This is a genomic window from Cupriavidus oxalaticus (assembly GCF_004768545.1).
GTDB lineage: Bacteria > Pseudomonadota > Gammaproteobacteria > Burkholderiales > Burkholderiaceae > Cupriavidus > Cupriavidus oxalaticus_A.
Genome location: NZ_CP038634.1, coordinates 314,323 through 336,326, shown reverse-complemented (window position 1 = coordinate 336,326; position 22,004 = coordinate 314,323). Strand labels below are relative to the sequence as shown.

Below are 22,004 nucleotides of genomic sequence, written 5' to 3'. Positions count from 1 at the left end.
CATCAATGGGTTGCGGCAAGCGGCCTTCCGGAAGGGCGGGCCATTGGACAAAATGTCCGGGCACGGGCCCGGCGTGCGGGTCAAAATGTCCATCCACGGCCGCCGCCGCGCACGGTCGGGTCGGTTTAACCCCAATACAGGCGGATCGGGCACAGTCGCTAGACTCTCCGCCTGCACCGCAACAACCAAAGTGATGAGCGAACGACAAAGCAACGCCGCCGAAGCCGATAACTGGCAGCGCCGCACGATCCTGGTGGTGGACGACGAGGCCGGCATGCGTTCGTTCCTGTCGCGGGCGCTGGAAGGCAAGGTGGGCAGCGTGCTTACGGCCGACAGCGCCGAAGCGGGCGCCGCGCTGCTGGAGCAGCGCCATGTGGACCTGATCCTGCTGGACGTGGCGCTGCCCGGCGCCAGCGGCATGGAGTGGCTCCAGGCATTGCGCGCAGCCGGCAATCCCGCCGACGTCATCCTGATGACGGCCTTCGCCGACATGGACACGGCCATTGCCGCGCTGCGCTCCGGCGCGGCGGACTTCATCGTCAAGCCGTTCCGCGTCGACCAGGTGCTCAACGCCATCCGGCGCTGCTTCAACCAGGCCCGGCTCGCGCGCGAGAACTACCTGCTGCGCCGCGAGCTGGACAAGTACACCATCCACAAGGACTTCATCGGCGAGTCCGAAGCCATGAAGAAGCTGATGGCGCTGGTCGCGCGGGTCGCACCGATGCCGTCCACGGTGCTGGTGACGGGCGAGTCCGGCACCGGCAAGGAAGTGGTGGCGCGCGAGCTGCACCGGCTCAGCGGCCGCCAGGGCCAGTTCGTGCCGCTGAACTGCGGCGCGATGGCGCCCGAGATCATCGAAAGCGAGCTGTTCGGCCACGCCAAGGGCGCTTTCACCGGCGCGGCCGGCGCGCGCCACGGGCTGTTCCTCTATGCCGATGGCGGCACGCTGTTCCTGGACGAGATCTCGGAACTGCCGCTGGCGATGCAGGCCAAGCTGCTGCGCGTCATCGAGGACCGGCGCATCCGCCCGCTCGGCACCGAGCGCGAGATCGCGGTGGACGTGCGCATCGTTGCCGCCTGCAACCGCAACCTGGCCAACGAAGTCGCCGCGGGGCGCTTCCGCCAGGACCTGTTCTACCGGCTCGACGTGGTCGCCGTGACCATCCCGCCGCTGCGCACGCGGCCGGAAGACGTGGTGCCGCTGGCCGAGCATTTCTCCGAGCAGCTGTCGGCGCAGCTGGGGCTGCCGCCGGTGCCGCTGTCGCCGTCGCTGGTGTGCCTGCTCAAGGCCTATGACTGGCCAGGCAATGCGCGCGAGCTGCGCAACCTGGTGGAGCGGGCGCTGATCCTGGGCGAGTACCCGGTCGAACTGCTGGCCCATGCCGCCGAGCCGCGTGACGCGGATACGCCGCCGACGCATGACGCAGCCGCCGACGACGCCACCCTGCTCGAAGCCGTCGAGCGCCGGCACATCCTGCAGGTGCTGGCGGCGGAGGGCGGCAATCGCGTGGAAGCCGCGCGCCGGCTCGGCATCTCGCGCCGCACGCTGGACCGCAAATGCCTGCAGTGGGGCCTGCGCGCTTGAAGCCCTCAACGCCCTCAGCGCCCTCAATGCTGCTGCGCCGCTATCGCGCCTCGCTGCGCGCCAAGCTGGTGTCCATCGTGGTCGCGCCCCTGCTGGTGGCGCTGGTGGCGCTGCTGCTGCTGATGGCGCTGTGGGGCAATCGCACGTTCCAGGCCTTGCTGGCCTACAAGGTCAACAGCGACCTGCTGGTCGCCCACGAGTACTTCGAGCACATGGTCGGCGGCATGAAAGACCGCGTCCTGCAGGAGGCCAGATCCTATGCCCTGGTGGACGGTCTTGGCCGCGGCAGCGCCATGCCCGCCATCCTGGCCGACGCGCGGCGTACGCACGGCCTCGACTTCCTGCAACTGCTCGATCCCAAAGGGCGGCTGCTTGCCGCTGCGCCGGCGGGTGCGGCGGGTATGGACTACGCCGGCTGGCGCGTGGTGGAAAGCGCCGCGGCCGGCCGCCCGGATGCCGCCACCGACGCCTGGTCCGCCGCGCAGCTGGCTGCCGTCTCCGGCGACCTTGCCAGGCGCGCCCAGGTAACGCTGCGCGCCACCGCCAATGCGGCGCCGACCGACAGGACCATGGAATCCCGTGGCATGGTGGTGCACGCGGCGGCGCCGGTGTTCGATGCGGCGGGCAAGCTGGTGGCGATCCTGCACGGCGGTACGCTGCTGAACCACAACCTCGGCTTTATCGACGCGATCAACGCACTGGTCTACCAGCCGGAATCCCTGCCCCGTGGCAGCCAGGGCACGGCGACCCTGTTCCTGGACGACACGCGCATTGCCACCAATGTGCGGCTGTTCCATGGCGAGCGGGCCCTGGGCACGCGCGTCTCCCGCGAGGTGCGGGACAAGGTGCTCACGCGTGGCGAAAAATGGCTGGACCTGGCCTTCGTGGTCAACGACCGGTACATGAGCGCCTATGAGCCTATCGTGGACAGCCGCGGCCAGCGCATCGGCATGCTCTACGTGGGCTACCTGGCCAGGCCGATCAGCCAGGCCAAGGACCTCGCGCTGGGCGTGCTGGTGGGCCTGTTCCTGCTGCTGGCCGTGGCGGGAGCGCTATTCTCGCTGCTGTGGGCCAGGCGCGTGTTCACGCCGATGACGCAGATGGTCGGCACCATGCGCGCGCTCGAGGCCGGCAACGACAACGCGCGCGTCGGCCCGGTGCGCAGCGAGGATGAACTGGGCCAGCTCGCTGGCCAGTTCGACCGGTTGCTGTCGGACGTGCAGCAGCGCAATGCCGAGCTCAGGGACTGGGCGGACTCGCTAGACGGCAAGGTCGCCGAGCGGACCCGCGAGCTCGAGGATGCGAACGCGGTGCTGCGCGCGACCCGGCAGCAGCTGATTACCTCGGAAAAGCTTGCGCTCGCGGGGCAGCTTACCGCGGGCGTGGCCCATGAGATCAACAATCCGATTGCGGTGATCCAGGGCAACCTGGACGTGGCCCGCGATATTCTCGGCCCGGCCGCGGAGCCGGTCCGGCATGAATTGCGGCTGATCGACGAGCAGGTGCGACGCATCTACCTGCTGACCAACCGGCTGCTGCAGTTTGTCCGGCCGGAGGCCTACGCCGGCAATACCGAGCGCCTGGATGTGGGCGAGGTCGCGGCCGGCTGCGTGGACCTGGTCCGGCATATGCTGAAGGACGCGGCCATCCGGGTCGAACTGGCCTGCCAGGCCACACGCCGCGTGCGCATCAGCCGCAGCGAACTGCAGCAGGTCATCGTCAACCTGGTGACCAATGCCATCCACGCCATGCCGGAGGGCGGCATCCTTACGCTGGCCACGCGCGACTGGGAAGGGCACGGCGTGACGCTGCATGTGCGCGACACGGGCCGCGGCATCCGCGAGGAAGACCTGCCCAACCTGTTCAATCCGTTTTTCACCACCAAGAAGCAGATGGGGACCGGCCTCGGCCTGTCCATCAGCTATGCGCTGGTAGAGCGCTATGGTGGCCGCATTACGGTGGAAAGCACGGTGGGGCAGGGTGCCGAGTTCATCGTCTGGCTGCGCGAAGACGGGTCTGCGGCGCAGCCAGAGGCGGATGGCCGAGGGTGATGACGACTCACGCCACGGGACACAACTCCTCTGCCATCAGATCAAGTTGCGTTTTGATCATTGCCAGCAGGCAGTGTACGCCGTGGCATGCCTGCAAGCGCTCGCTTTCCACTTCCAGCAGCGACAGGACGCTACCCAGGCCGGCCTTGATCCGGTCGAGCGATTCAAGTGTTTCTGCCGGAATGCCGACGATAATGGCTTCGCGCTGTTGACGGGCTTTCTCTTGCATTGCGTTCTCCTGAAGAAGGTTAGGAGACCCGCCTGATGCAATTGCTTGAGGGGTGGCGGGCCTGACAGCGGGGGTCGAAATACCGGCTCACCAACGAACACCGGCCAGCCTGATTGGCTGCCCCGCCCGGCCCGCCATTGTGAAGCGACGCGCGCGTGCGTTTGAGGATGGTCGCCTGAGCGACCATCCGTTGGTGAAAGCGGGTTTCGACGCCCGATCACCGTTGTCTCGGTGATGGCCTTAGTTTTCCCTTTTCAGTTGGGGATGACGATCAGACGATTCGCAAGCTTCCTTTGGGTTCAACGGAAAGCGGCTTCCGGCGGCAGCTCTGCAACCGGACTCGGCTATTGCCTGACTGAAGTTCATGGCGATGAGGAAAGTAGATGCGGGAGAGTGTCTTCGCTCGCAGTGGGTACGGGCCCTGCCCGTCAGCTCTCGGGGTCATACCCAAACTCGCGGAGTTCCTGCGAGCAGCGGCAGGCTTTGGCGATCTTTGCAGCCCACAGGATGGCGGCTTCGCGCGACGGGAGCTGCAGGACACAGAAGCCACCGTCGAACTCCTTCGTCTGGGGATAGGTTTCGTTTGTGACCGTGCCGTCTGAGGCGACCATGAGTGGTGCGACATCCTCGTTGATACCACCACCGAACACGTACACGCCTGCAGCCTTCGCCTCGCGTATGACCTCGTGCGCAGCTTCGCCCACGGCGGCAAAGTCCTCGGCGGGGACTTGCATCGCCCTTCCAGGAAAGGAGATAAGGTATTTCGTCATCGTTCCATCCTTCGGTTGAGGTTGGTGCTGTTTGGGAGGCCTAGCCTGTTATGGGTTGATGTGTAACGCGCCCTAATACGGATGATGCGCTCTAACACGTGCAGATTCCGAGCATGTAAGCCGTTGATCTTGCAGAGTGGCCTATCGGACGGCAGCAATTCAGTCAGGCGTCTTACTCAGATGCTCGACAAGAAGGGCAGCTGAACCGGACAGAGCGCGGGAGGCGCTCGTGGCGATAAGCAGCCTCCGCTCTGCCCAGTCATCTACAAGCCGAACGGCTTTCAGACCCCACGGCTCGAGCTTTCGAAAGCATGCGCCGAGCGGAAGTACACCTATCCCCAGATTAGAAGCAATCATTTCGGACATGGCGTCAAAGCTTCGAACCTGGATGCGCAGCCGCAACGGAAAGCCAATGTCATGTGCCGCGCTAGAGATGGTGTTAAGCAGCGAACTGCCTCGATTCAGGCCCACGAAGTCATAGGAAAGACAGCTTCGGAAGTCGATTTCGTCCACCCCCGCCAACGGGTGCGTCTTCGAGCAAAGTACAACGAGCCGGTCAGTTTGATAGGGGATGACGTTCAGACCGTGCGTTGGTGGACCCTCGACGAAGATGCCTACGTCTGCCAGTCCTTCCACGATTGCACGGACGATGTCACCGCTGAGTTGCTCTTCGACCTCGACACGGGTGTCGGGGTAAAGGTGCAAAAAGCTTTCTAGTGCAGATGGAAGAAATTCGACCAGGGCGGACATGTTCGCCCAAAGCCGAACGTGTCCCCGAGAACCGCTTGAGTACTCGCTGAGCTCATTACTGAAAAGCTCGAATCCCTGAAAAAGACGCATCGCGTGCTGAAGCGCAACGTGACCAGCGGGCGTCAGCCGAATGCCGTGGGCATTCCGCTCCATCAGGACTGCGTTAGAGGCGGTTTCGAAGTCCGAAATCCGCCTGCTTGCGGCCGATAGCGCCAAGTTACACCGCTCGGCACCCTTGGTGATGCTGCCGGTCTGTGCCACGGCACAGAACAAACGCAGAGTGACGAAATCGACGCGAGCGGGATTGATGAAGTTCTGTGGCATGTAGGCACTTTATCAGTCTGGCAAGCGACCGGCTTCGCAAAATGCGAAGGCTCCATGCGAAATTAGGAATTCCTCCTCTCCTATTCGTGCGCATACATTCGAGGTCATCGCAAAATCGCAAGAAGGAGACGCTGGTGATTCATCACTTGGACCATCTGGTCTTGACGACCAGCAACGAGGAAGCATGTGTCGATTTCTACGTCGGTCTGTTGGGGATGACCCTCGAGACCTTCGCAGAAGGCCGCAAAGCCTTCAAGTTCGGCGAGCAGAAAATCAATCTGCATGTGAAGGGCAAGGAATTCGAGCCGAAGGCCCATCTTCCCGTGCCTGGCGCCCTGGACCTCTGCTTTATCGCGGCGATTCCGCTCGATGAAGTCATCGCGAAACTGAATGCGCGGGGCGCTCGCATTATCGAAGGGCCGGTCGCCCGTACCGGCGCGAACTACCGCCTGCGTTCGATTTACCTGCGCGACCCCGACCTGAATCTGATTGAAATCTCCGAGAGGGCCGACGCATGAGTGCCGCAAATTCCGAGCGCACCATTGTTGGCTTCGTTGGCCTCGGCCAGATGGGCAAGCCAATGGCTCTTAACCTGATTCATGCCGACACGGACCTGCGCGTCACGTCAAAAGTGCAGGACCCGTATCGGGAGCTGCAGGAAGCTGGCGCTACGACAGCCGACAATCTGGCCGGCCTGGCCGACGCCAAAATTGTGTTCCTGAGTCTGCCAGGCACCGCTGCCGTGCTGGATGTGCTATTTGGCGACGGTGGATTGGCAACGCTGCTTCGTCCGGGTTCCATCGTTGTCGATACCAGCACGATGGAGCACGGTGCGACGATGGATATTCATGCACGTCTTACTGCTGCCGGCATCGTGTTCCTCGATGCGCCGGTGTCGGGAATGCAATCGCGGGCTGAAGCCGGCACATTGACTGTCATGTGCGGCGGGGCGGAACAGACCTTTGAAACGGTGAAGCCGTGGCTCGAGCGCATGGGCAACAACGTCCTGTACATGGGTGACGCAGGTAGCGGACAGCTGACGAAGCTCGTGAACCAGTTGTTATTCGATATCAACTGCGCCGCTCTCGCAGAGATTCTTCCCATGTCCCGGAAGATGGGGCTGGACCCCGAGAAGATTGCGTCAGTCATCAACAGCGGCACGGGGCGTAGCTACGCATCGGAATTCTTCCTGCCCCGCATCCTGGCACGCCACTTCAGCGACGGCTATCCGCTCAAGGCGGCCTACAAGGACCTGGTCAGCGCGGCCGAGTTAGGCGCTCGCCATTGCATCCCGATGCCTGTGCTTGCCGCCGCTACCGCCACATATCAGATGAGTCTGTTGGCCGGCCACGGCACCAGCGACAAGGGCGCAATGACGCGTTTCTTTGAAGACATGCTTGCCGTGCAGTTCAGCGCCGCAGCACCCCAGATGGAGAAAGAACATGGCTGAACCGCTTGGCCTAGACAATGGCCTGACAAACTACGGCGACCGGGATTTCGCGCGTTACCTGCGCCGCTCGATGGCGCATTCGATGGGTATCTCGGGAGAGTTGCTTTCGAAACCGGTTGTCGGCATCGCGGCATCGCCCAGCGATTTCAACAACTGTCACCGCTACATGCCACAACTCGTAGAAGCGGTATCGCGCGGTGTGCTCGCGGCAGGTGGCTTGCCGCGCATGTTCCCCACGGTGTCCCTGGGCGAAGTGTTCCTCAACCCGACCAGCATGGTGTACCGCAACCTGATGTCGATGGACGTCGAGGAAATGGTGCGCGCCCAACCGATGGACGCCGTCGTCCTGATTGGTGGCTGCGACAAGACCGTGCCGGCTCAGCTGATGGGCGCTGCTTCTGCCAATCGCCCCGCCATCCAACTGGTGACTGGCCCGATGTCAACGGGTCGCCACAAGGGCGAGCGGCTCGGCGCATGCACGGATTGCCGTCGCTTCTGGGGCAAGTTCCGAGCCGCAGAGATTGACCAGCAAGAAATCCAGATGGTCGAAACACGTCTGGCCACCACTGCCGGCACCTGTGCCGTCATGGGTACCGCCAGTACGATGGCGTGCATTGCGGAAGCGCTCGGCATGTCATTGCCAGGCACCGCGGCGATTCCTGCAGTCGACTCGCAGCGTTTGGTGGCCGCTGAAGAGAGTGGACGGGCTGCAGTGCGACTGGCGCGTTCGCCAATCGTGCCTTCGCAAATCATGACCGAGCAGTCGGTCGAAAACGCCTTCCGCGTCCTGATGGCGCTGGGCGGTTCCACCAATGCCATCATCCACCTCACGGCCGTTGCCGGCCGCCTCGGCATCCGTATCAGCCCGCAACGCCTGAACGAGATTTCGGACGAAACCCCGGTGCTGGTCGACCTCAAGCCGGTGGGCGATGGGTACATGGAGGACTTCCATTCCGCAGGCGGCATGGGCGCGGTGCTGCGCGAACTGCGCCCGCTGCTGAACCTGGACTGCCTGACCGTGGATGGCAGGACGCTGCGCGAGCGCCTGGACGAACCGGTTGGCTGGGTGGACCGCAAAGTCGTCCGGGCGTTTGACAAGCCGGTTAGCGAGGTCGGCGGGCTGATTGCCCTGCACGGCAGCCTGGCACCGGACGGCGCAATCTTCAAGCGTGCTGCCGCCACGCCTTCGTTGTTCGAAACCGAAGGCCGCGCGGTGGTCTTCGAAGGCCTGGAAGACTTGGCCAACCGTGTCGATTCGCCCGACCTGGACGTCAATGCGGATGACATCCTAGTGCTGAAGAACGCCGGCCCGCTGGCAGCCGGTATGCCAGAAGCCGGCTATCTGCCTATTCCGTCGAAGCTCGCCAAGGCCGGCGTGAAAGACATTGTTCGCATCTCGGATGCCCGCATGAGCGGTACCGCATACGGCACCATCGTGCTGCACATCTCTCCGGAGGCGGCGGCCGGCGGCCCCTTGGAAGCGGTCCGCAACGGCGATCGGATTCGCCTGTCGGTGTCTAAAAAGAGAATCGACTTGCTGGTCGAGCCTGACGAAATTGCACGCCGTCTTACGGAGCGCAGGCCGCTGCCTCAGAAGCGCGGCGGTTATCAGCAACTCTATCAGCGCACAGTCACGCAAGCCCCTGAAGGCTGTGACCTCGACTTCCTCGCCCAGCCTCGCAGCTGACACCGTTCGTCACCAACCTTACTCGATTGACCATGAACTTTTATCCTCAGCTGCTCGCGCGCGCCGAGCAGGGAAACCCCGTGCGCGTCGGCCTTATTGGTGCAGGGAAATTCGGCTCGATGTACCTGGCGCAGGTGCCGCGCACGCCAGGCGTGCACATGGTTGGTATTGCCGACCTGAATCCGGCAAACGCCCATGCCAGCCTCGAACGCGTGGGCTGGGAACGTGGCCGTGCGCAAGCAGCGACCCTGGATGACGCGGTCGCCTCGGGCGCCACGCACGTCGGCGATGACTGGGAAGCGCTTGTGGCGCATCCGGGTGTTGACATCATAATCGAATGCACGGGTAACCCGATTGCCGCTGTCGACCACTGCCTCGCCGCGTTCAAGCATGGCAAGCATGTCATCAACGTCACGGTCGAAGCCGATGCATTCTGCGGTCCGCTGCTAGCCCACCGTTCCCGTCAGGCTGGAGTGGTCTACTCCTTGGCCTATGGTGACCAACCAGGCTTGGCTTGCGAACTCGTCGATTGGGCTCGCACTTGCGGGTTCCCCATCATCGCCGCGGGGCGCGGGCACAAGTGGCTGCCCAAGTTCCGGGAATCGACGCCCGATACGGTCTGGGACCACTGGGGCGTTACGGCCGACCAGGCACGCATCGGCGGCATGAATTCGAAAATGTTCAATGCCTTCCTCGATGGCTCCAAGCCAGCTATCGAAAGCACTGCCATTGCAAATGCCACCGGCCTTCATGTGCAGGCCGAAGGTATCACCTTTGCACCGGCGTCCGTCGAGCAGATTCCGACCGTCATGCGGCTCAAGTCGGATGGCGGCGTGCTGTCGCAAAAGGGTGTGGTCGATGTGGTGTCGTCGCTGAACACCGACGGTACTTCCGTAGGGTACGACATCCGTAAGGGTGTGTGGGTCTGCGTCGAGGCACCAACGGAATACATTCGTCGCTGCTTCAAGGAATACCAGGTTTTCACCGACCCCAACGGCCAGTGCATGGTCCAGTACAAGAAATGGCATCTCATTGGCCTGGAGCTCGGCATCTCTGTGGCGAGCGTCGGGCTGCGTCGGGAGTCAACCGGTGTGGGTCAGCACTTTAACGCGGACGTCGTTGCCACGGCAAAGCGGGACCTGAAGGCAGGGGAGATGCTCGATGGCGAAGGCGGTTACACGGTCTTCGGCAAGCTGTTCCCTGCAAAGGAATCGCTCCGTGTTGGCAGTCTGCCCTTGGGTCTGGCGCATCACATGAAACTGCGGCGGGATGTGCCCAAGGACCAGTCCCTCACGTGGGAGGACGTGGTCATCGATGCAGAGCAACCAGCCTACCGCGTTCGTAAAGAGATGGAAGCTCTGTTCCAGAGCTGACAGGCCACCGGAACGAAGCCGGGATGGGACGGACCTTCCCGACTTACATATATCAATAGGAGACGCAGAATGAAATGGAGTGTGAAGATCTCCGCGACAGCGCTCGTGCTGGCGGCCGCAGGGCCGGTGCTTGCAGCTGACGCCTACCCTAGCAAGCCGGTCACGATGATTGTCCCGAGCGCACCTGCTGGGTCGACCGACATCGTCGCGCGGCTAATTGGCGAGCAACTCGCCAAGGACCTCGGCCAGCCTATCGTGATTGAGAACCGGCCTGGCGCCAGCGGCAACATTGGCACAGAAGCTGTCGCGAGAGCCAAGCCGGATGGTTACACGCTCCTCATGCAGTACTCCGGCTATCACGTGGGCAATCCCACGCTGTTTCCCCAGGCGCGCTGGAAGCCTAAGGACTTCGCGTCTGTAGCGCTGGTGATGCGCGCCCCGCATGTCGTCGCCGTCAGCGGAAAGATTCCCGCTCAGAACCTGCGAGACCTGATTGCGTTTGGCAAGAAGGACAACCAAGGCTTGTTCTTTGCGTCATCAGGCAATGGCTCCATCCAGCATATTGCGGGCGTCATGTTCGGCAATCAAGCGCAGGTCCCGGTAACCCATGTCCCATACAAGGGGGCTGGTCCTGTGGTCAGCGACCTCATCGGCGGCCAGGTCGATATGTTCGTGACGACACCGCCGTCAGTAATCGGACAGGTTAAGGCCGGAAAAATCAAGGCACTGGCTTACACGGGGGCTAAACGCCACCCTTCGATGCCTGACGTCCCGACTTCTGCTGAAGCTGGTCTGCCAAGCTACATCGTGGAGTCTTGGTTTGCGGTATTCGCGCCGGCAGGCACGCCGCCGGACATCGTCAAGAAACTCTCCACATCGATTCAGAAAATCGTGGAGAGCCCGGAGTACAAGAAAAAGATTGAGGAGCAGGGCGGCTTTGCTGCCTACATGGACCCTCCGACTCTGGATAAATTTGTGACCCAAGAACTCGCTACCTGGGCGAAGGTGATTAAGGACGGAAGAATCACCGCTGAATAACGGTTGCGACGACCGAAGGTGGGAAGGTCTCTGGCATCGGGGATACTGTGAAGAGCTTCCGTGGGATTCCATATGCAGCGCTTGTTGTCGTTCTCATCGACAAAAACAAGGTCACCCATCACGGAGACCAGCGTCACCACGTAGCCGCCTTCATCGTCGGTGCTGACGACTTCGGGCGTGTGGCAGGACGCGGCGGTCTCGAATACCACGCTGCCAGGACCCGCAACCCAGTCGTGCTCCTTGTATTTCCACTGGCCTTCCAGCGTGTAGACGACGACGGTGCCGGAATGGTGGTGCTTGGGAAGCTGCATGCTCTTGGGCGCCTTCATCAGCACGATGATTTCGCCCCGAATCGGGTCAAGCTTGAAGTACTTCAGCAGGACGTCGTCCGAATAGGGGGTGAACGGAACCCACGGCAGCGATTCGCCATCGATGACTGCAGTATCGATTTGTTGGTAAAGCCTGACTGTCTCCAGTGATTTGGAATAAGACGGCATTTCAATACACCGCGTGATGCAACACGCGTGCGGTGAGGAGCCTCATCCTTCCTCGACATCGTTCCGGATGAGGCGCTGTTTGCCGCCGCCATGGGTTGGCTGGCGGACTTCTCAGGGGTTTTTCCGGCGGACTGTCCGGATCAGGAAAGGGATGTGCCTGTCAGCGTCGCGCGAAGCATCTTGCGTGGCGCATTGCCATAGTCCGCCACGGCATAGTGTTGGCACAGCAGGTTGTCCCACATTGCCACGGTGTTGTCGCGCCATTTCAGGCGCACCTGATACTCCGGAATCGCGGCCTGCGAGCACAGGTAGCACAGCAGGTGGTGCGACTCGGGCATGAAGTCCTGGCCGTAGCTAATGTCCGTGAAGTTGAAATAGTTCACGAAATGGGTCGTGAATGCCGAATTGACAAACAGAACCTTTTCCTGGGTCTCCGGGTGGATCAGGACGACCGGATGTTCACTGCCGGGGTTCTTTGCTGCGGCGGCGTGGCGTTCGTCCTTCGGATACTGAGCCAGGAAGACATGTTCGGCGCTGTGCTTGGCGTACAGGCCGTCAATTCGCTGCTTGATGGCGTCGGGAAGGCGTTCATAGGCCATTACCATGTTGGACCAGATCGTATCGCCGCCGTTTTCCGGTCCCATTTCGCGGCGCAAGACTGCGCCGCGCGGAGGGGCCTTCTTGTAGGTCACGTCCGAATGCCAGACATTCTCCCGGCTGGCCTTCTCGACAAAATTCTGTTTGTTCGGATCCAGATTCCGATAGAGCATCAGAAGCTTGTCGGCCTCCGGATGGCTCGGCGCAAGCGGGTGCGCTTCGAGTTCGGCGAATTGCGCGGCAAACGCCTGCTGCTCCAGCGGGGTAATGTCCTGGTCGCGGAAGAACAGCACCTTGTGCTTCAGCCACAGCGCCCGAATCTCAGCAATGAGGTCAGGATCCTGGGCGGCGTCGGCCAGGCTGATGTTGCTGAGTTCAGCGCCGATGGCCGGCGTGCAAAGCTCCACCTTGATCGAATGTTGACGCACCGATGTCCGGATGATGGCTGGTGCTGTAGGGGAGGCTTGTGTAGCCCAGTTCTGCGCCGTAGTTGCTGCTGTCATAGCTGTCTCCAATCTCAGTCTGGGCCGCGGTGCGCGAGTCGTTGGCAGGCCTTGGTGGTTCGGCACGCCAGCGCATCGACGGCGCTTGATCAAATCCACTTGGATGCAGCTATGGTAGGTTTTGTCGCCCCTCCATGATTCGCCCTATGGGCCAAATTCTTAGCATGTTGGGACACGCCGTCAATTGCCTTCAAGTCGCCCATGCAATGGGCAGTTGGCGCTCTTGCTTGCCGTTCGATGCTAGTCGGTACGAGAACCGGGCAGAAAGCCGTGGGCCGATGAAGCAGCCACACCTGCGTCAGGGACCTCCCAAATGATCATCCACGGTCCACCCGGGGCCTGGCTGTGGCCATGCTCTGCCTGTAGTTAGCCACCCAATCCGATGGGGTCTTGCCGAACTCCCGGCGGAACCAGCGGGAAAAGTCGCCAGCGGTGGAGAATCCAAGCAGTTCGGCGACTTCATATAGCTTGCGCCTGCTGTGGTCGCGAGGCTGACGCCCAAGGCGATTCACAGCACCGCCATGGCGACGCTCGCCCTGGCCTACAACGTCCTCGGCCTGGCGCCGGGTTCCATCGTCACCGGAGCACTGGCAGATCGGGTAGGGCTGACGGTGGCGCTCGAGCTATTGCCAAGAGCAGGGATCGCGTCGGCTGTTGTCCTGTTGATAGGCGTGCGCTATATGCGCGGTGAGAGATGACTGTTCTCGTGTCGGATGCGGAACTGATTACCAGCATTTCGCGGAATCATTGCCTTGTACGCGGCGTAGCCCAATCGCCCCAGCGAGTCGCCCCTCGATGGCGAGACAAGGGCTTACCGAAGGCATCGTAGCGGTAATCGCGATGGTTGGTGGCAAGACCGTCTTGGAAGTGGTGAATCAGACGCGGCGATCCAGATGCGGCTGCTGCGATTCAGTAGCGTGACGCGACGGAAGGCCCGGAACGGATGGGGTGACGCCTGAAGCGAAAATAGCCCCCCGCTGTGTGCGAGGGGCCACCGCTTTCCCTGATCTTCCCGGGCGGACCGGGAAGGCCACGCAGTTGACGCGTTCCGCTATTGCTTGCTGCCGCTATTGGCGCCGTCAGTAAACGGATCGGCCTTCCCTGCCTTCGCGCCGTCGGTATAAGGATCAGCTTTGCCAGCCCTCGCGCCGTCGGTATACGGGTCGGGCTTCTTGGTCGGCGCCAAGTCGGTGCGGGTCGACTCCTTAGCCCCATCCGTATATGGGTCGAATTTTGAGGATTTCGCACCGTCCGTAAATGGATCCGCTTTCCCCTTGGCCCCTTGCGTATACGGATCCACTGCCTTTTGCGCGTAGCCGGGCAGTGCTAGTGATGCTCCGAAGGCCGCAATTACCGCGATAATAATCGCTCTCATTTCTTTCTCCCGTGAGGATCAACTTCACTCAAGCGTAGAACCCGACTGGCGGGGGCGACCTGCCCTGAACTGGCCCTGCCCGAGGCGAATCCGCGACGGGCTGCCTCCCCATAGTAGGTCGTACTGTGCTTGTCTGCAACGGCAACGCCTGTGCCGCGTCGGCGCCGGCGCCGGAGCGAGATGACCGATACTTGACGCAAACGTCATTGCCCGCGGGCTATGCCAGCGCCCGTTTTTGGCCGACGGACTAAACCGCTCACACGGTAACCCTCCGGTCAAGCGCGAAGTGACTCAACCGCCAGCGCTGTTTCCTATGTTGAGGACCGAGGCAATTCGCCTCGAGCCTCGACAGGAGCACAGCCATGTCAGTCGCGACGCCTACCATCAGCCCGCTACGCCAGCGCATGATCGAAGACATGCGGATGCGCAAGCTTGGAGATAAGACCCAGACCCAATACATCCGTGCCGTGCGCCGGTTCGCGGTCTTTCTCGGCCGCTCTCCCGACACGGCTAGCACTGAGGACCTACGGCGCTATCAACTCCATCTGGTCGATCACGGCATCTCCCCGGTTTCGCTCAATGCCGCGATCACCGGATTGAAGTTCTTCTTTGAAGTGACGCTCGGCGACGCGCAACGCATGGCCAAGATGCGACCGGTACGAATTCCACGCACCCTGCCCGTGGTAGTCAGTCCCGACGAAGTCGGCCGACTGCTGGCGGCCGCTGGGAACCTGAAGCACCAGACCGCGCTCGCGGTCGCCTATGGCGCCGGCTTGCGCGCCAGCGAAGTGGCTGAACTCGTACTCGGGCTGGGCGGCGGCGGGCATCGGCTTCTCGCTGAACAACCCGATGCTGATCATCGCCGGCTCGCTGGTGGGCTCAAGCGGTGCCATCCTCTCGTACATCATGTGCCGCGCGATGAACCGCTCGTTCTTCAACGTGATCCTGGGCGGCTTCGGCGGCGATGCGTCGGCTGGCGCGTCCGCCGGCGCGCAGGCGCAGCGCAACGTGAAGTCCGGCTCGGCCGACGATGCCGCCTTCCTGATGGGCAACGCCGAGACCGTGATCATCGTCCCCGGCTACGGCCTGGCCGTGGCGCGCGCGCAGCATGCCCTGAAGGAACTGACCGAACTGCTCACCGAGAAGGGCGTGACCGTGAAGTACGCGATCCACCCGGTGGCGGGCCGCATGCCCGGCCACATGAACGTGCTGCTGGCCGAGGCCGAGGTGCCGTACGACCAGGTCTTCGAGATGGAAGACATCAACAGCGAGTTCGGCCAGGCCGACGTGGTGCTGGTGCTGGGCGCCAACGACGTGGTCAACCCGGCGGCCAAGACCGATCCCAAGTCGCCGATCGCCGGCATGCCGATCCTGGAGGCGTACAAGGCCAAGACCATCATCGTCAACAAGCGCTCGATGGCGGCCGGCTACGCCGGCCTGGACAACGAGCTGTTCTACATGGACAAGACCATGATGGTGTTCGGCGACGCCAAGAAGGTGGTCGAGGACATGTTCAAGGCGGTCGAAGCATAACCCTGACGCCTGGCGTGAAGGCGTCTACGTCTATAACGACATCCCACGTTCTGTCTGTGCCGCGTTTGCGGGCATCTTTATTTTGATGACTGGTGTTACTATAAATAGACAGAGAACAAAGCTGCGCAGCCTGACCTGATCGCTACCGGAACGCCCCGGCTGCGGAAATCGCTAAGACTGCCCAGCGAGGATGATCGACATGAGCACAGCGTTCAGCAACTCCGGCACGAATCGACATATCCAGCGCGTGGATCTCGGGCGCGTCTCGGTCTTCTTTGGCGAGAAGAGCGGCAAGTATCCCGACGGCAACCAGGTATTGATACGGGGCTCCGAAACCCGCGCGGCTTTCGACACGCCGCTTGTCGCGAACTACATCGGTCCCGAGTTTGACGCCACCGAGCTGGTGGTGATGGGCCATGTGCATGAGGACCATATGGCTGGGTTGCATCGTCTACCGGATGCATCGGTCTATGTGCACGAAGGCGATTTACCGGCGGCAAGGAGCTGGGATGGCATGGTCGCCGCTTTCGGTAATGCGGCGTATGCATCGGAGACCCTGCTCAGGTTTCAGCGCGAATTCTTTTATGCGCCGCGGCCCGATGCGCAGGGCTACGTGGACGGTGCGTGCTGGGATCTAGGGCAGACCGGCATTCGGGCTTTCCACCTGCCAGGGCACACCGCGGGCCATACCGTTCTCCTTGTGGAACCGGAGGGGGTGGCTTTCACGGGCGACATCGACCTGACCGGATTCGGGCCCTACTATGGCGATGCAGGGTCCAGCCTGGGGGACTTCCGTCGTAGCCTGGCACGGTTGGCCGAGGTTCCGGCCAAGGTGTGGGTTACCTCCCATCATCGGGGCGTCTATACCGATCGTGAGCACTTCCTGCGCGATCTCGCTGCCTATGCGGCCAAGCTGGACCAACGCGAACAGCGCCTGCTGACCTTGCTGCGCGAATCGCCAAAGACACTGGCACAGCTGGTCGACCTGCGGCTGCTGTATCCGCCGGACTTTCAAGGCTCATGGGTAGTCGATGCCGAGACCCGTACGATTTCCCAGCATCTGGCAGAACTGCTGGCGGACGGGCGGGTTGAGGTGAACAAAGACGGCGTCTACCGGGTGGGATGAGATACCCGGGAGGACCACTTCGGTAGTGGCCGCCCTTGCATCATGTCCCGATGCGGATTGCTGAAGCTGCCCGCATCGGGATTGCATCGGTCTGACGATTTCCGTCGCGCTCAGAAGTTGTGGCGGATGCCCAGCGCGACGCCGAACATGCTGTCCTTGCCAGCAGCGGGCTGATAGCCGTTGTTGAACGCAATGGAAGCGGTGTCCAGGCACAGGCCGGCATTCTTTGCGTAAGCGGTAGTCAGGTACAGGTCCGTACGCTTGGAGAGGCGGTAGTCGGCGATTAGCATCCACTGTCTCGGATTGCCGACAGGCCTTAGCACCGGCAAGGTCGAGGACCGGAACGTCTGGTGGTAGTAGTCCAGCGTCAGGCTCAGCGCAGACGTCATCTCGTAGTAGACGCCGGCCCAGTACAAGTTATCGCGCGTCAGTGTCTGCCCCGGCGCAGTCGACATGCCCCAGCGGTATCCAGTCATGAAGATCGCCGGACCGACGGCGTAGCTGGCTGCTGCGGCGGCCTTTTTGAATGTGCCGGTACCGGCGAAGCCGCCATTGCCGACGATGCTCGGGTTCACCTGGTCGTAGGTGACGGTGGCACTGAATGGCCCCGCCGCATAGGACGCCCGGGCGCCAAAGCCGGTATCGCGGCGAAACTGGCCCGGAACCTCGCCCGAGCCACCCAGGCGGCTCAGGTCCACGGTGCCGCTGCTCCCGCCGGTGCCAAAGCTCCAGTGTGCCCCGACGCTGACCGGACCAAAGGTGCCCGAATATTTGACGGTGTTGTCCTCGCGGTACACCGGTCCGATCTGGGCGATCACGGGCTCATACAGGCTCGACATCGCCGCTGGCGAGAAGTTGGCCAGTGCCTCCAGCATAGAGGTGTATTGGCGACCGAAGGTGATCTTGCCGTAGGTGGCGCTCTGCAGGCCGACAAACGCCTGCCGGCCAAACAGGCGACCGCCTTGCTGCATGGTGCCATTGTCTGCGCCGATGCCGCTTTCCAGCACGAAGACGCTGCTCAGTCCGTTGCCGAGGTCTTCCACGCCGCGCAGGCCCCAACGCGAACCCGACAGACCTTCGCCGTTCAGCGCGTATCGATTGGCCGAGCCGCTGCCGGCGCTCTTGAAGTTGGTGTTGAACTCCAGGTTGGTGTCGAGCGTACCGTACAACGTGACGGATGACTGGGCGTGCGCCGCGCCTGCGAAGACACCAAATGCTGCAAGTGCGACGGCAGGCGTCTTGCCCCAGTCGCGTGCCAGTTTGCACGGCACCGCCGTGACCACAGCCCCATCCTTGTTAGAGGCATAGCGCCTGAATGCATCCATCAACGATCTCCTTGTTTGTCAGTTGCCTGGCGGCCGCATGCAGCGCATCGGCCGCGCACTCGTCCTGAATCTGTCGGCGATTCGCGCAAATCGTGAATTAGAATAACGAGCGTGATGTTAAATAAAAAGGCCGGGTATTCCCTGCCTTGGCGGTACCATGAGCGAGCAGAGGTGTGGCTACGTGGGGGCGTGCGGACGCCGGCACACTACCTGGGTGGAACAGACTGCGCATAGGCCTTGCCCGAGAGGAGCTAGCCGGAGAGGGGCCACGTGGAATCAAAACATAACGATGATTCTGTAAAATCACGTATCTGGCGGCTAACCAGGCTGGCAGCCAGTGATCGTAATGCTCAAGAGACAGAACAAGACAATGGAAAGCGACGACGATATCGAGCAGGTCTCAACCCGGGGTCGTCCGGTCGGCGACCGCGAAGCGAAGCGCAAGGAGTTGCTGCGCGCGGCATCAACGGTGATCGCACAGGAGGGCTATGCCAACGCATCGCTGCGCAAGGTTGCGAAGCATGCGGGCTACACCACCGGCGCGGTGACCTATTACTTCGCAAACAAGGAAGAGCTGGTCGTGGCGCTGATGGAAAGCGCATTCGATCGTTTCGACGCGATGCTGGAGTCCGCTCGGGAAAGCGGTGACATCCTCGCGCCGTTCGAAAGCTGGATCAGGCTGACCGACCGCAGCACCAGGTTCTGGCCGGCGACATCGGAATTGCTGGCGCAGGGACGACACGAGCCTGCGTTTGCGGAAGTCATCAGCAGGCGCTACGCGCGCTATCGTCGCCTGCTCGCCGCCATTGTCAAGGACGCGCAGGAACGGGGGGCGGTCCGCAACGATATTCCGGCCGACATCCTCACCGACCAGCTCGTTGCCATGGGGGATGGATGGATGATGATGTACCCGATCGAACCCAAGCGCTTCACGCCCAAGCGAATGCGGGCGCTCATCGATGCCCTGGCGGTGCTGGTTGCGCCCGTGCCGGGCGAGCAGAAGTCCGGCGGACGGGCGGCGCGCGCGTAGCACGGGATCACAACCGGTGGTCGCCACGCAGGGCGCAAGCGACGTCAATGGCGGCTTTGGCGCCGGTCTCGATGGCACCGTCGATGCCGCCGACCCCGATGGGCGCTATGTCCGCGCCCGCGAAATGGATGCGGCCGTGGGTCTGCCGCATCAAGGGCGCGGCCTGCGTCAGATTGCCGGGGCGGTGATGCATCCATCCTCCTTTGGAGAACGGGTCGTTCGCCCAGTCCTGGCAGACCGTGTCCAACACTTCGATGTCCGGAATGAAATCCCGCAGCGTCTCCTGTACTGCCTCGCGGTCATTGCCGTCCAGCGCCGAGCTGTCGGAACAGAAGCACACCACCAGCGTATCGCCATCGGCGCGCCGCTCGGCATGGGCGGTGTTGATGGGATGCTTGCCCGCTGGTGCATAGATCACGAAGGGCTCGATCTCGCCCTTGACCCGTACCCAGATCTTGCTGGGCATGATCGGGTTTTTTTGCTCGATCATGGCGCGCACGGGGCGCGGCAGCGCAGGCGTGACGGAAAACTCGCTCAGCATGTTCAGCGGCAATGCCACCACGGCTCGCCGGGACCGGATACGCTGTCCATCGCGTGTGGTCACAATGACCTCGTGCCCGTTGTCATCGACAGCGGCCACTGGCGTCGAGAAGGCGCAGTTCGGCTTTCGATTCGGCGCTCATGGCGCCAATCAGGCGACCGGTGCCGCCCTCGATCGGCCAGTGCCCGGCGATTTCCTTGAACGCGCTCCAGTTGCCGAAGCAGATCGCGCACCAGAACAGCAGTTGTGCGAGCCCTTGCTCGCGTTCGGAGCAAACCAGGATGGACATCGCGTTGACCAGCACGTCGCGGTCGTGCGCCGAGAGTTCAAGCGCGTCAAGCCGGTCGCCGATGGTTTGCCTGTCGATCGTGCCGACGTCGGCGGCTGCCAGGTCATCCACCTGGGGAAAGTGCATCCGCGCATCGGCAAAGAAGCGGGCGACCAGCGGCGTGGCCAGTTGGTTGAGTTGTTCCCACGTCCCGGCGTGTACAACGCCGTCGGCGTACCAATAGGCCCTGGTCACCGGCATCGGTGTCGCCAGGCCGATGCCATATCGCTTGAGTTCGCGCCACACATGCGCCTGCGTCCAGTGCACGTAGGTGCCGCCCAGTTCAAGCTCCAGGCCAAGCGCCGTGCTCGACCAAGTCCGACCGCCGATGCGGTCACGCGCTTCAAGCAGTACCACAGAGTGGTCTGCCATGCTGAGGTCCCGCGCAGCGGTCACGCCTGCGAAGCCAGCGCCAATCACGGCAACATCGTACAGATCTGTCATGGGAATTTCCGTTTGAGTTTCAGGTGATACGTGGGCGGGAAAGGATGCTCCCGGCAATTGCGAGTCCGCCTCTCACGCTGCCTCATGCCCGGCGCGCCTTGCGGTTCGAACGTTCATCGAGACCGCTTGCGACATTCAGGGCGCCGTTGAGGGCCAGCCAGCGCAGGGGTTCCGGCAGCGTCGCGGGTGACGCGTGTTGCATCAGCATGACAAGCAGCGGGTTGCCGATGCCTTGGATGTCTTCCGCCAGCATGTGTCCGACCATGCCCTGTGTGCCGACGCCGTGACCGGAACATCCCGCCGCGTAGTAAATGTTCCTGTCTGCTCCTGTGCGGCCTATGACCGGCAGGCCGTCGTCGGCGTAGCTGATGTAGCCGCTCCAGCAGCGCCGGATGGCGATGCCCCTCAAGGGCGGGAAGCGGTAATGCAGGGCCATCCGCAGCGCTCGATACTGGTCGTGCTCGGGCACTTCGGGCGTCCGCGAGCCGAACGGGTAGCGCAGGCGCTTGGTCGTCAAGACCAGCGTGTTGCGCGCCGTCAGGCGATGGCTCTCCATGACCCGGTGCATGGTTGTGATGCCTTCGCGGCGGTGCCATCCAAGCGCCGCCAGCTGTACAGGGGAAAGCGGTTCGGTCTCCAGGGCCGAAAGCCGCAACGGCACCACCTTGTCCGCGAGCGGGCCGAGCTGGGGCGTATAGGCGTTGGTGGCCAGGATCATGACCGGCGCGCTGACGCTGCCGCGAGGTGTCTGCACCCTGACGGTTGGTCCTTCGGTGAAGGACAGCAACGGCGTGTTTTCGTGGATCGTCACGCCTGCCCGCAGGGCCGCGCGCCGCAGTCCCAGGACGTACTTGCCGGGATCGAGCGTGCCGCCGGTCGGCACGTAGCTGCCAAACAGGAACGCTGGCGGGATGCCGCGTGCTCGCATCTCGGCCTGGTCCAGGTACTCCGATGGGCATCCGAGTTCGGCGCCAATCCGCATATCCTCGCGCACCCTGGCTTCCTGCGACGGGTCGATGCCGGCACGGATCAATCCCGACCGGTTGTAGTCGCAGTCGATCCCATGCTCCGCGAACTTGCCTTCGGCGAAGCTAACGCCTTCCTGGTAGAAGCGGACGATCTGCTTCGCTTTCTCATGGCCTGCCCGCTTGAGGAAGCGGTCGTACTTGAGTCCCTGCCCGCCGGCGAGATAGCCCGCGTTGCGGCTGCTCGCTCCATAGCCACAGAACTCGCGTTCGAGCACGACCACCTTCACGCGCTGCCGGGCGAGCTCCAGCGCCGCGCATAGCCCGGCAAAGCCGGCGCCGACGATGACCACATCGGCGTTGGTATGGCCCTCGAGCGATGGCTGCAGGTCAGCCGGCCTTTCTATCCAGCCGCCCAGCGTTCGATATGTCTTGAAGTCTTCAGTCACGTTGCCGCTTTCCTTTGTCTGGTGATCTATGCGG

Annotated in this window: 20 protein-coding genes and 2 pseudogenes; 12 read left to right on the top strand and 10 right to left on the bottom strand. The window is 62.6% G+C overall.

The window, feature by feature from the left end:
- The first annotated feature begins 193 nt into the window (after positions 1–193).
- Positions 194–1,585, top strand: a complete 1,392-nt coding sequence (locus E0W60_RS01495) for a sigma-54-dependent transcriptional regulator (RefSeq protein WP_135702785.1) — start codon at positions 194–196, stop codon at positions 1,583–1,585.
- A 26-nt stretch (positions 1,586–1,611) separates the two neighbouring features.
- Positions 1,612–3,636, top strand: coding sequence for a sensor histidine kinase (locus E0W60_RS01490; protein WP_240745806.1), 2,025 nt, complete (start codon positions 1,612–1,614; stop codon positions 3,634–3,636).
- Between the two features lie 7 nt (positions 3,637–3,643).
- Here E0W60_RS01490 and E0W60_RS01485 read toward each other — a convergent pair whose 3' ends face one another.
- From E0W60_RS01485 to E0W60_RS01475, 3 genes are all read right to left on the bottom strand, one after another.
- Positions 3,644–3,865 (bottom strand): DUF1484 family protein, encoded by a 222-nt coding sequence (locus tag E0W60_RS01485; RefSeq protein ID WP_135702783.1) that lies wholly within the window; start codon positions 3,863–3,865, stop codon positions 3,644–3,646.
- A gap of 428 nt (positions 3,866–4,293) precedes the next feature.
- Positions 4,294–4,635 (bottom strand): YciI family protein, encoded by a 342-nt coding sequence (locus tag E0W60_RS01480; protein WP_167884539.1) that lies wholly within the window; start codon positions 4,633–4,635, stop codon positions 4,294–4,296.
- 159 nt (positions 4,636–4,794) lie between these two features.
- Positions 4,795–5,709 (bottom strand): LysR substrate-binding domain-containing protein, encoded by a 915-nt coding sequence (locus tag E0W60_RS01475; RefSeq protein WP_135702782.1) that lies wholly within the window; start codon positions 5,707–5,709, stop codon positions 4,795–4,797.
- 134 nt (positions 5,710–5,843) lie between these two features.
- Here E0W60_RS01475 and E0W60_RS01470 point away from each other — a divergent pair, with 134 nt between their 5' ends.
- The 5 genes from E0W60_RS01470 to E0W60_RS01450 all read left to right on the top strand — a co-directional run bounded on the left by E0W60_RS01470 (position 5,844) and on the right by E0W60_RS01450 (position 11,257).
- On the top strand, positions 5,844–6,227 hold the full coding sequence (locus E0W60_RS01470; RefSeq protein WP_135702781.1) for a VOC family protein: 384 nt from the start codon (positions 5,844–5,846) through the stop codon (positions 6,225–6,227).
- Entirely contained in the window at positions 6,224–7,159 is a 936-nt protein-coding gene (locus E0W60_RS01465; protein WP_135702780.1) for an NAD(P)-dependent oxidoreductase, read from the top strand. The genes E0W60_RS01470 and E0W60_RS01465 overlap by 4 nt, the downstream gene beginning before the upstream one ends.
- Positions 7,152–8,846 (top strand): IlvD/Edd family dehydratase, encoded by a 1,695-nt coding sequence (locus E0W60_RS01460; RefSeq protein ID WP_135702779.1) that lies wholly within the window; start codon positions 7,152–7,154, stop codon positions 8,844–8,846. Before E0W60_RS01465 ends, E0W60_RS01460 begins: the two co-directional genes overlap by 8 nt.
- Before the next feature lie 32 nt (positions 8,847–8,878).
- The gene (locus E0W60_RS01455) at positions 8,879–10,219 is read left to right on the top strand and encodes an NAD(P)H-dependent oxidoreductase (RefSeq protein WP_135702778.1); all 1,341 of its coding nucleotides are present in this window, start codon (positions 8,879–8,881) and stop codon (positions 10,217–10,219) included.
- Between the two features lie 69 nt (positions 10,220–10,288).
- Positions 10,289–11,257 (top strand): Bug family tripartite tricarboxylate transporter substrate binding protein, encoded by a 969-nt coding sequence (locus tag E0W60_RS01450; RefSeq protein ID WP_135702777.1) that lies wholly within the window; start codon positions 10,289–10,291, stop codon positions 11,255–11,257.
- Here the strand turns inward: E0W60_RS01450 and E0W60_RS01445 are convergent.
- Complete coding sequence (locus tag E0W60_RS01445; protein WP_240745805.1) at positions 11,164–11,754, bottom strand: 2,4'-dihydroxyacetophenone dioxygenase family protein; 591 nt, start codon at positions 11,752–11,754, stop codon at positions 11,164–11,166. The two genes, E0W60_RS01450 and E0W60_RS01445, sit on opposite strands and share 94 nt — an antisense overlap.
- 140 nt (positions 11,755–11,894) lie before the next feature.
- Positions 11,895–12,854 (bottom strand): TauD/TfdA dioxygenase family protein, encoded by a 960-nt coding sequence (locus tag E0W60_RS01440; protein ID WP_135702776.1) that lies wholly within the window; start codon positions 12,852–12,854, stop codon positions 11,895–11,897.
- 521 nt (positions 12,855–13,375) lie between these two features.
- On the opposite strand from E0W60_RS01440, the gene E0W60_RS01430 reads away from it, so the two are divergent.
- The gene (locus E0W60_RS01430; RefSeq protein ID WP_240745804.1) at positions 13,376–13,552 is read left to right on the top strand and encodes a hypothetical protein; all 177 of its coding nucleotides are present in this window, start codon (positions 13,376–13,378) and stop codon (positions 13,550–13,552) included.
- A 353-nt stretch (positions 13,553–13,905) separates the two neighbouring features.
- Here the strand turns inward: E0W60_RS01430 and E0W60_RS01425 are convergent, their stop codons facing one another.
- On the bottom strand, positions 13,906–14,229 hold the full coding sequence (locus E0W60_RS01425) for a hypothetical protein (RefSeq protein ID WP_135702775.1): 324 nt from the start codon (positions 14,227–14,229) through the stop codon (positions 13,906–13,908).
- Between the two features lie 362 nt (positions 14,230–14,591).
- Here E0W60_RS01425 and E0W60_RS01420 point away from each other — a divergent pair.
- The 3 genes and pseudogenes from E0W60_RS01420 to E0W60_RS01410 form a co-directional block, all read left to right on the top strand.
- Positions 14,592–15,029, top strand: a pseudogene (locus tag E0W60_RS01420) (tyrosine-type recombinase/integrase); the annotation flags it as partial.
- Positions 15,022–15,762 (top strand): annotated as a pseudogene (locus tag E0W60_RS01415) (NAD(P)(+) transhydrogenase (Re/Si-specific) subunit beta); the annotation flags it as partial. The pseudogenes E0W60_RS01420 and E0W60_RS01415, both read left to right, overlap by 8 nt.
- A gap of 199 nt (positions 15,763–15,961) precedes the next feature.
- Complete coding sequence (locus E0W60_RS01410) at positions 15,962–16,888, top strand: MBL fold metallo-hydrolase (RefSeq protein WP_135702774.1); 927 nt, start codon at positions 15,962–15,964, stop codon at positions 16,886–16,888.
- Between the two features lie 110 nt (positions 16,889–16,998).
- Here E0W60_RS01410 and E0W60_RS01405 read toward each other — a convergent pair whose 3' ends face one another.
- Complete coding sequence (locus E0W60_RS01405; protein ID WP_135702773.1) at positions 16,999–18,213, bottom strand: porin; 1,215 nt, start codon at positions 18,211–18,213, stop codon at positions 16,999–17,001.
- 370 nt (positions 18,214–18,583) lie between these two features.
- Between E0W60_RS01405 and E0W60_RS01400 the strand changes: the two genes are divergently transcribed.
- Entirely contained in the window at positions 18,584–19,243 is a 660-nt protein-coding gene (locus E0W60_RS01400; RefSeq protein ID WP_135702772.1) for a TetR/AcrR family transcriptional regulator, read from the top strand.
- A 7-nt stretch (positions 19,244–19,250) separates the two neighbouring features.
- On the opposite strand, the gene E0W60_RS38015 is transcribed toward E0W60_RS01400, so the two are convergent.
- The 3 genes from E0W60_RS38015 to E0W60_RS01390 are packed head-to-tail and all read right to left on the bottom strand — an operon-like array spanning position 19,251 to position 21,970.
- Complete coding sequence (locus E0W60_RS38015) at positions 19,251–19,847, bottom strand: flavin monoamine oxidase family protein (RefSeq protein ID WP_276609551.1); 597 nt, start codon at positions 19,845–19,847, stop codon at positions 19,251–19,253.
- A 19-nt stretch (positions 19,848–19,866) separates the two neighbouring features.
- Complete coding sequence (locus tag E0W60_RS38010; protein WP_276609550.1) at positions 19,867–20,613, bottom strand: flavin monoamine oxidase family protein; 747 nt, start codon at positions 20,611–20,613, stop codon at positions 19,867–19,869.
- A gap of 25 nt (positions 20,614–20,638) precedes the next feature.
- On the bottom strand, positions 20,639–21,970 hold the full coding sequence (locus tag E0W60_RS01390; RefSeq protein WP_135702771.1) for an NAD(P)/FAD-dependent oxidoreductase: 1,332 nt from the start codon (positions 21,968–21,970) through the stop codon (positions 20,639–20,641).
- Positions 21,971–22,004 lie beyond the last annotated feature (34 nt).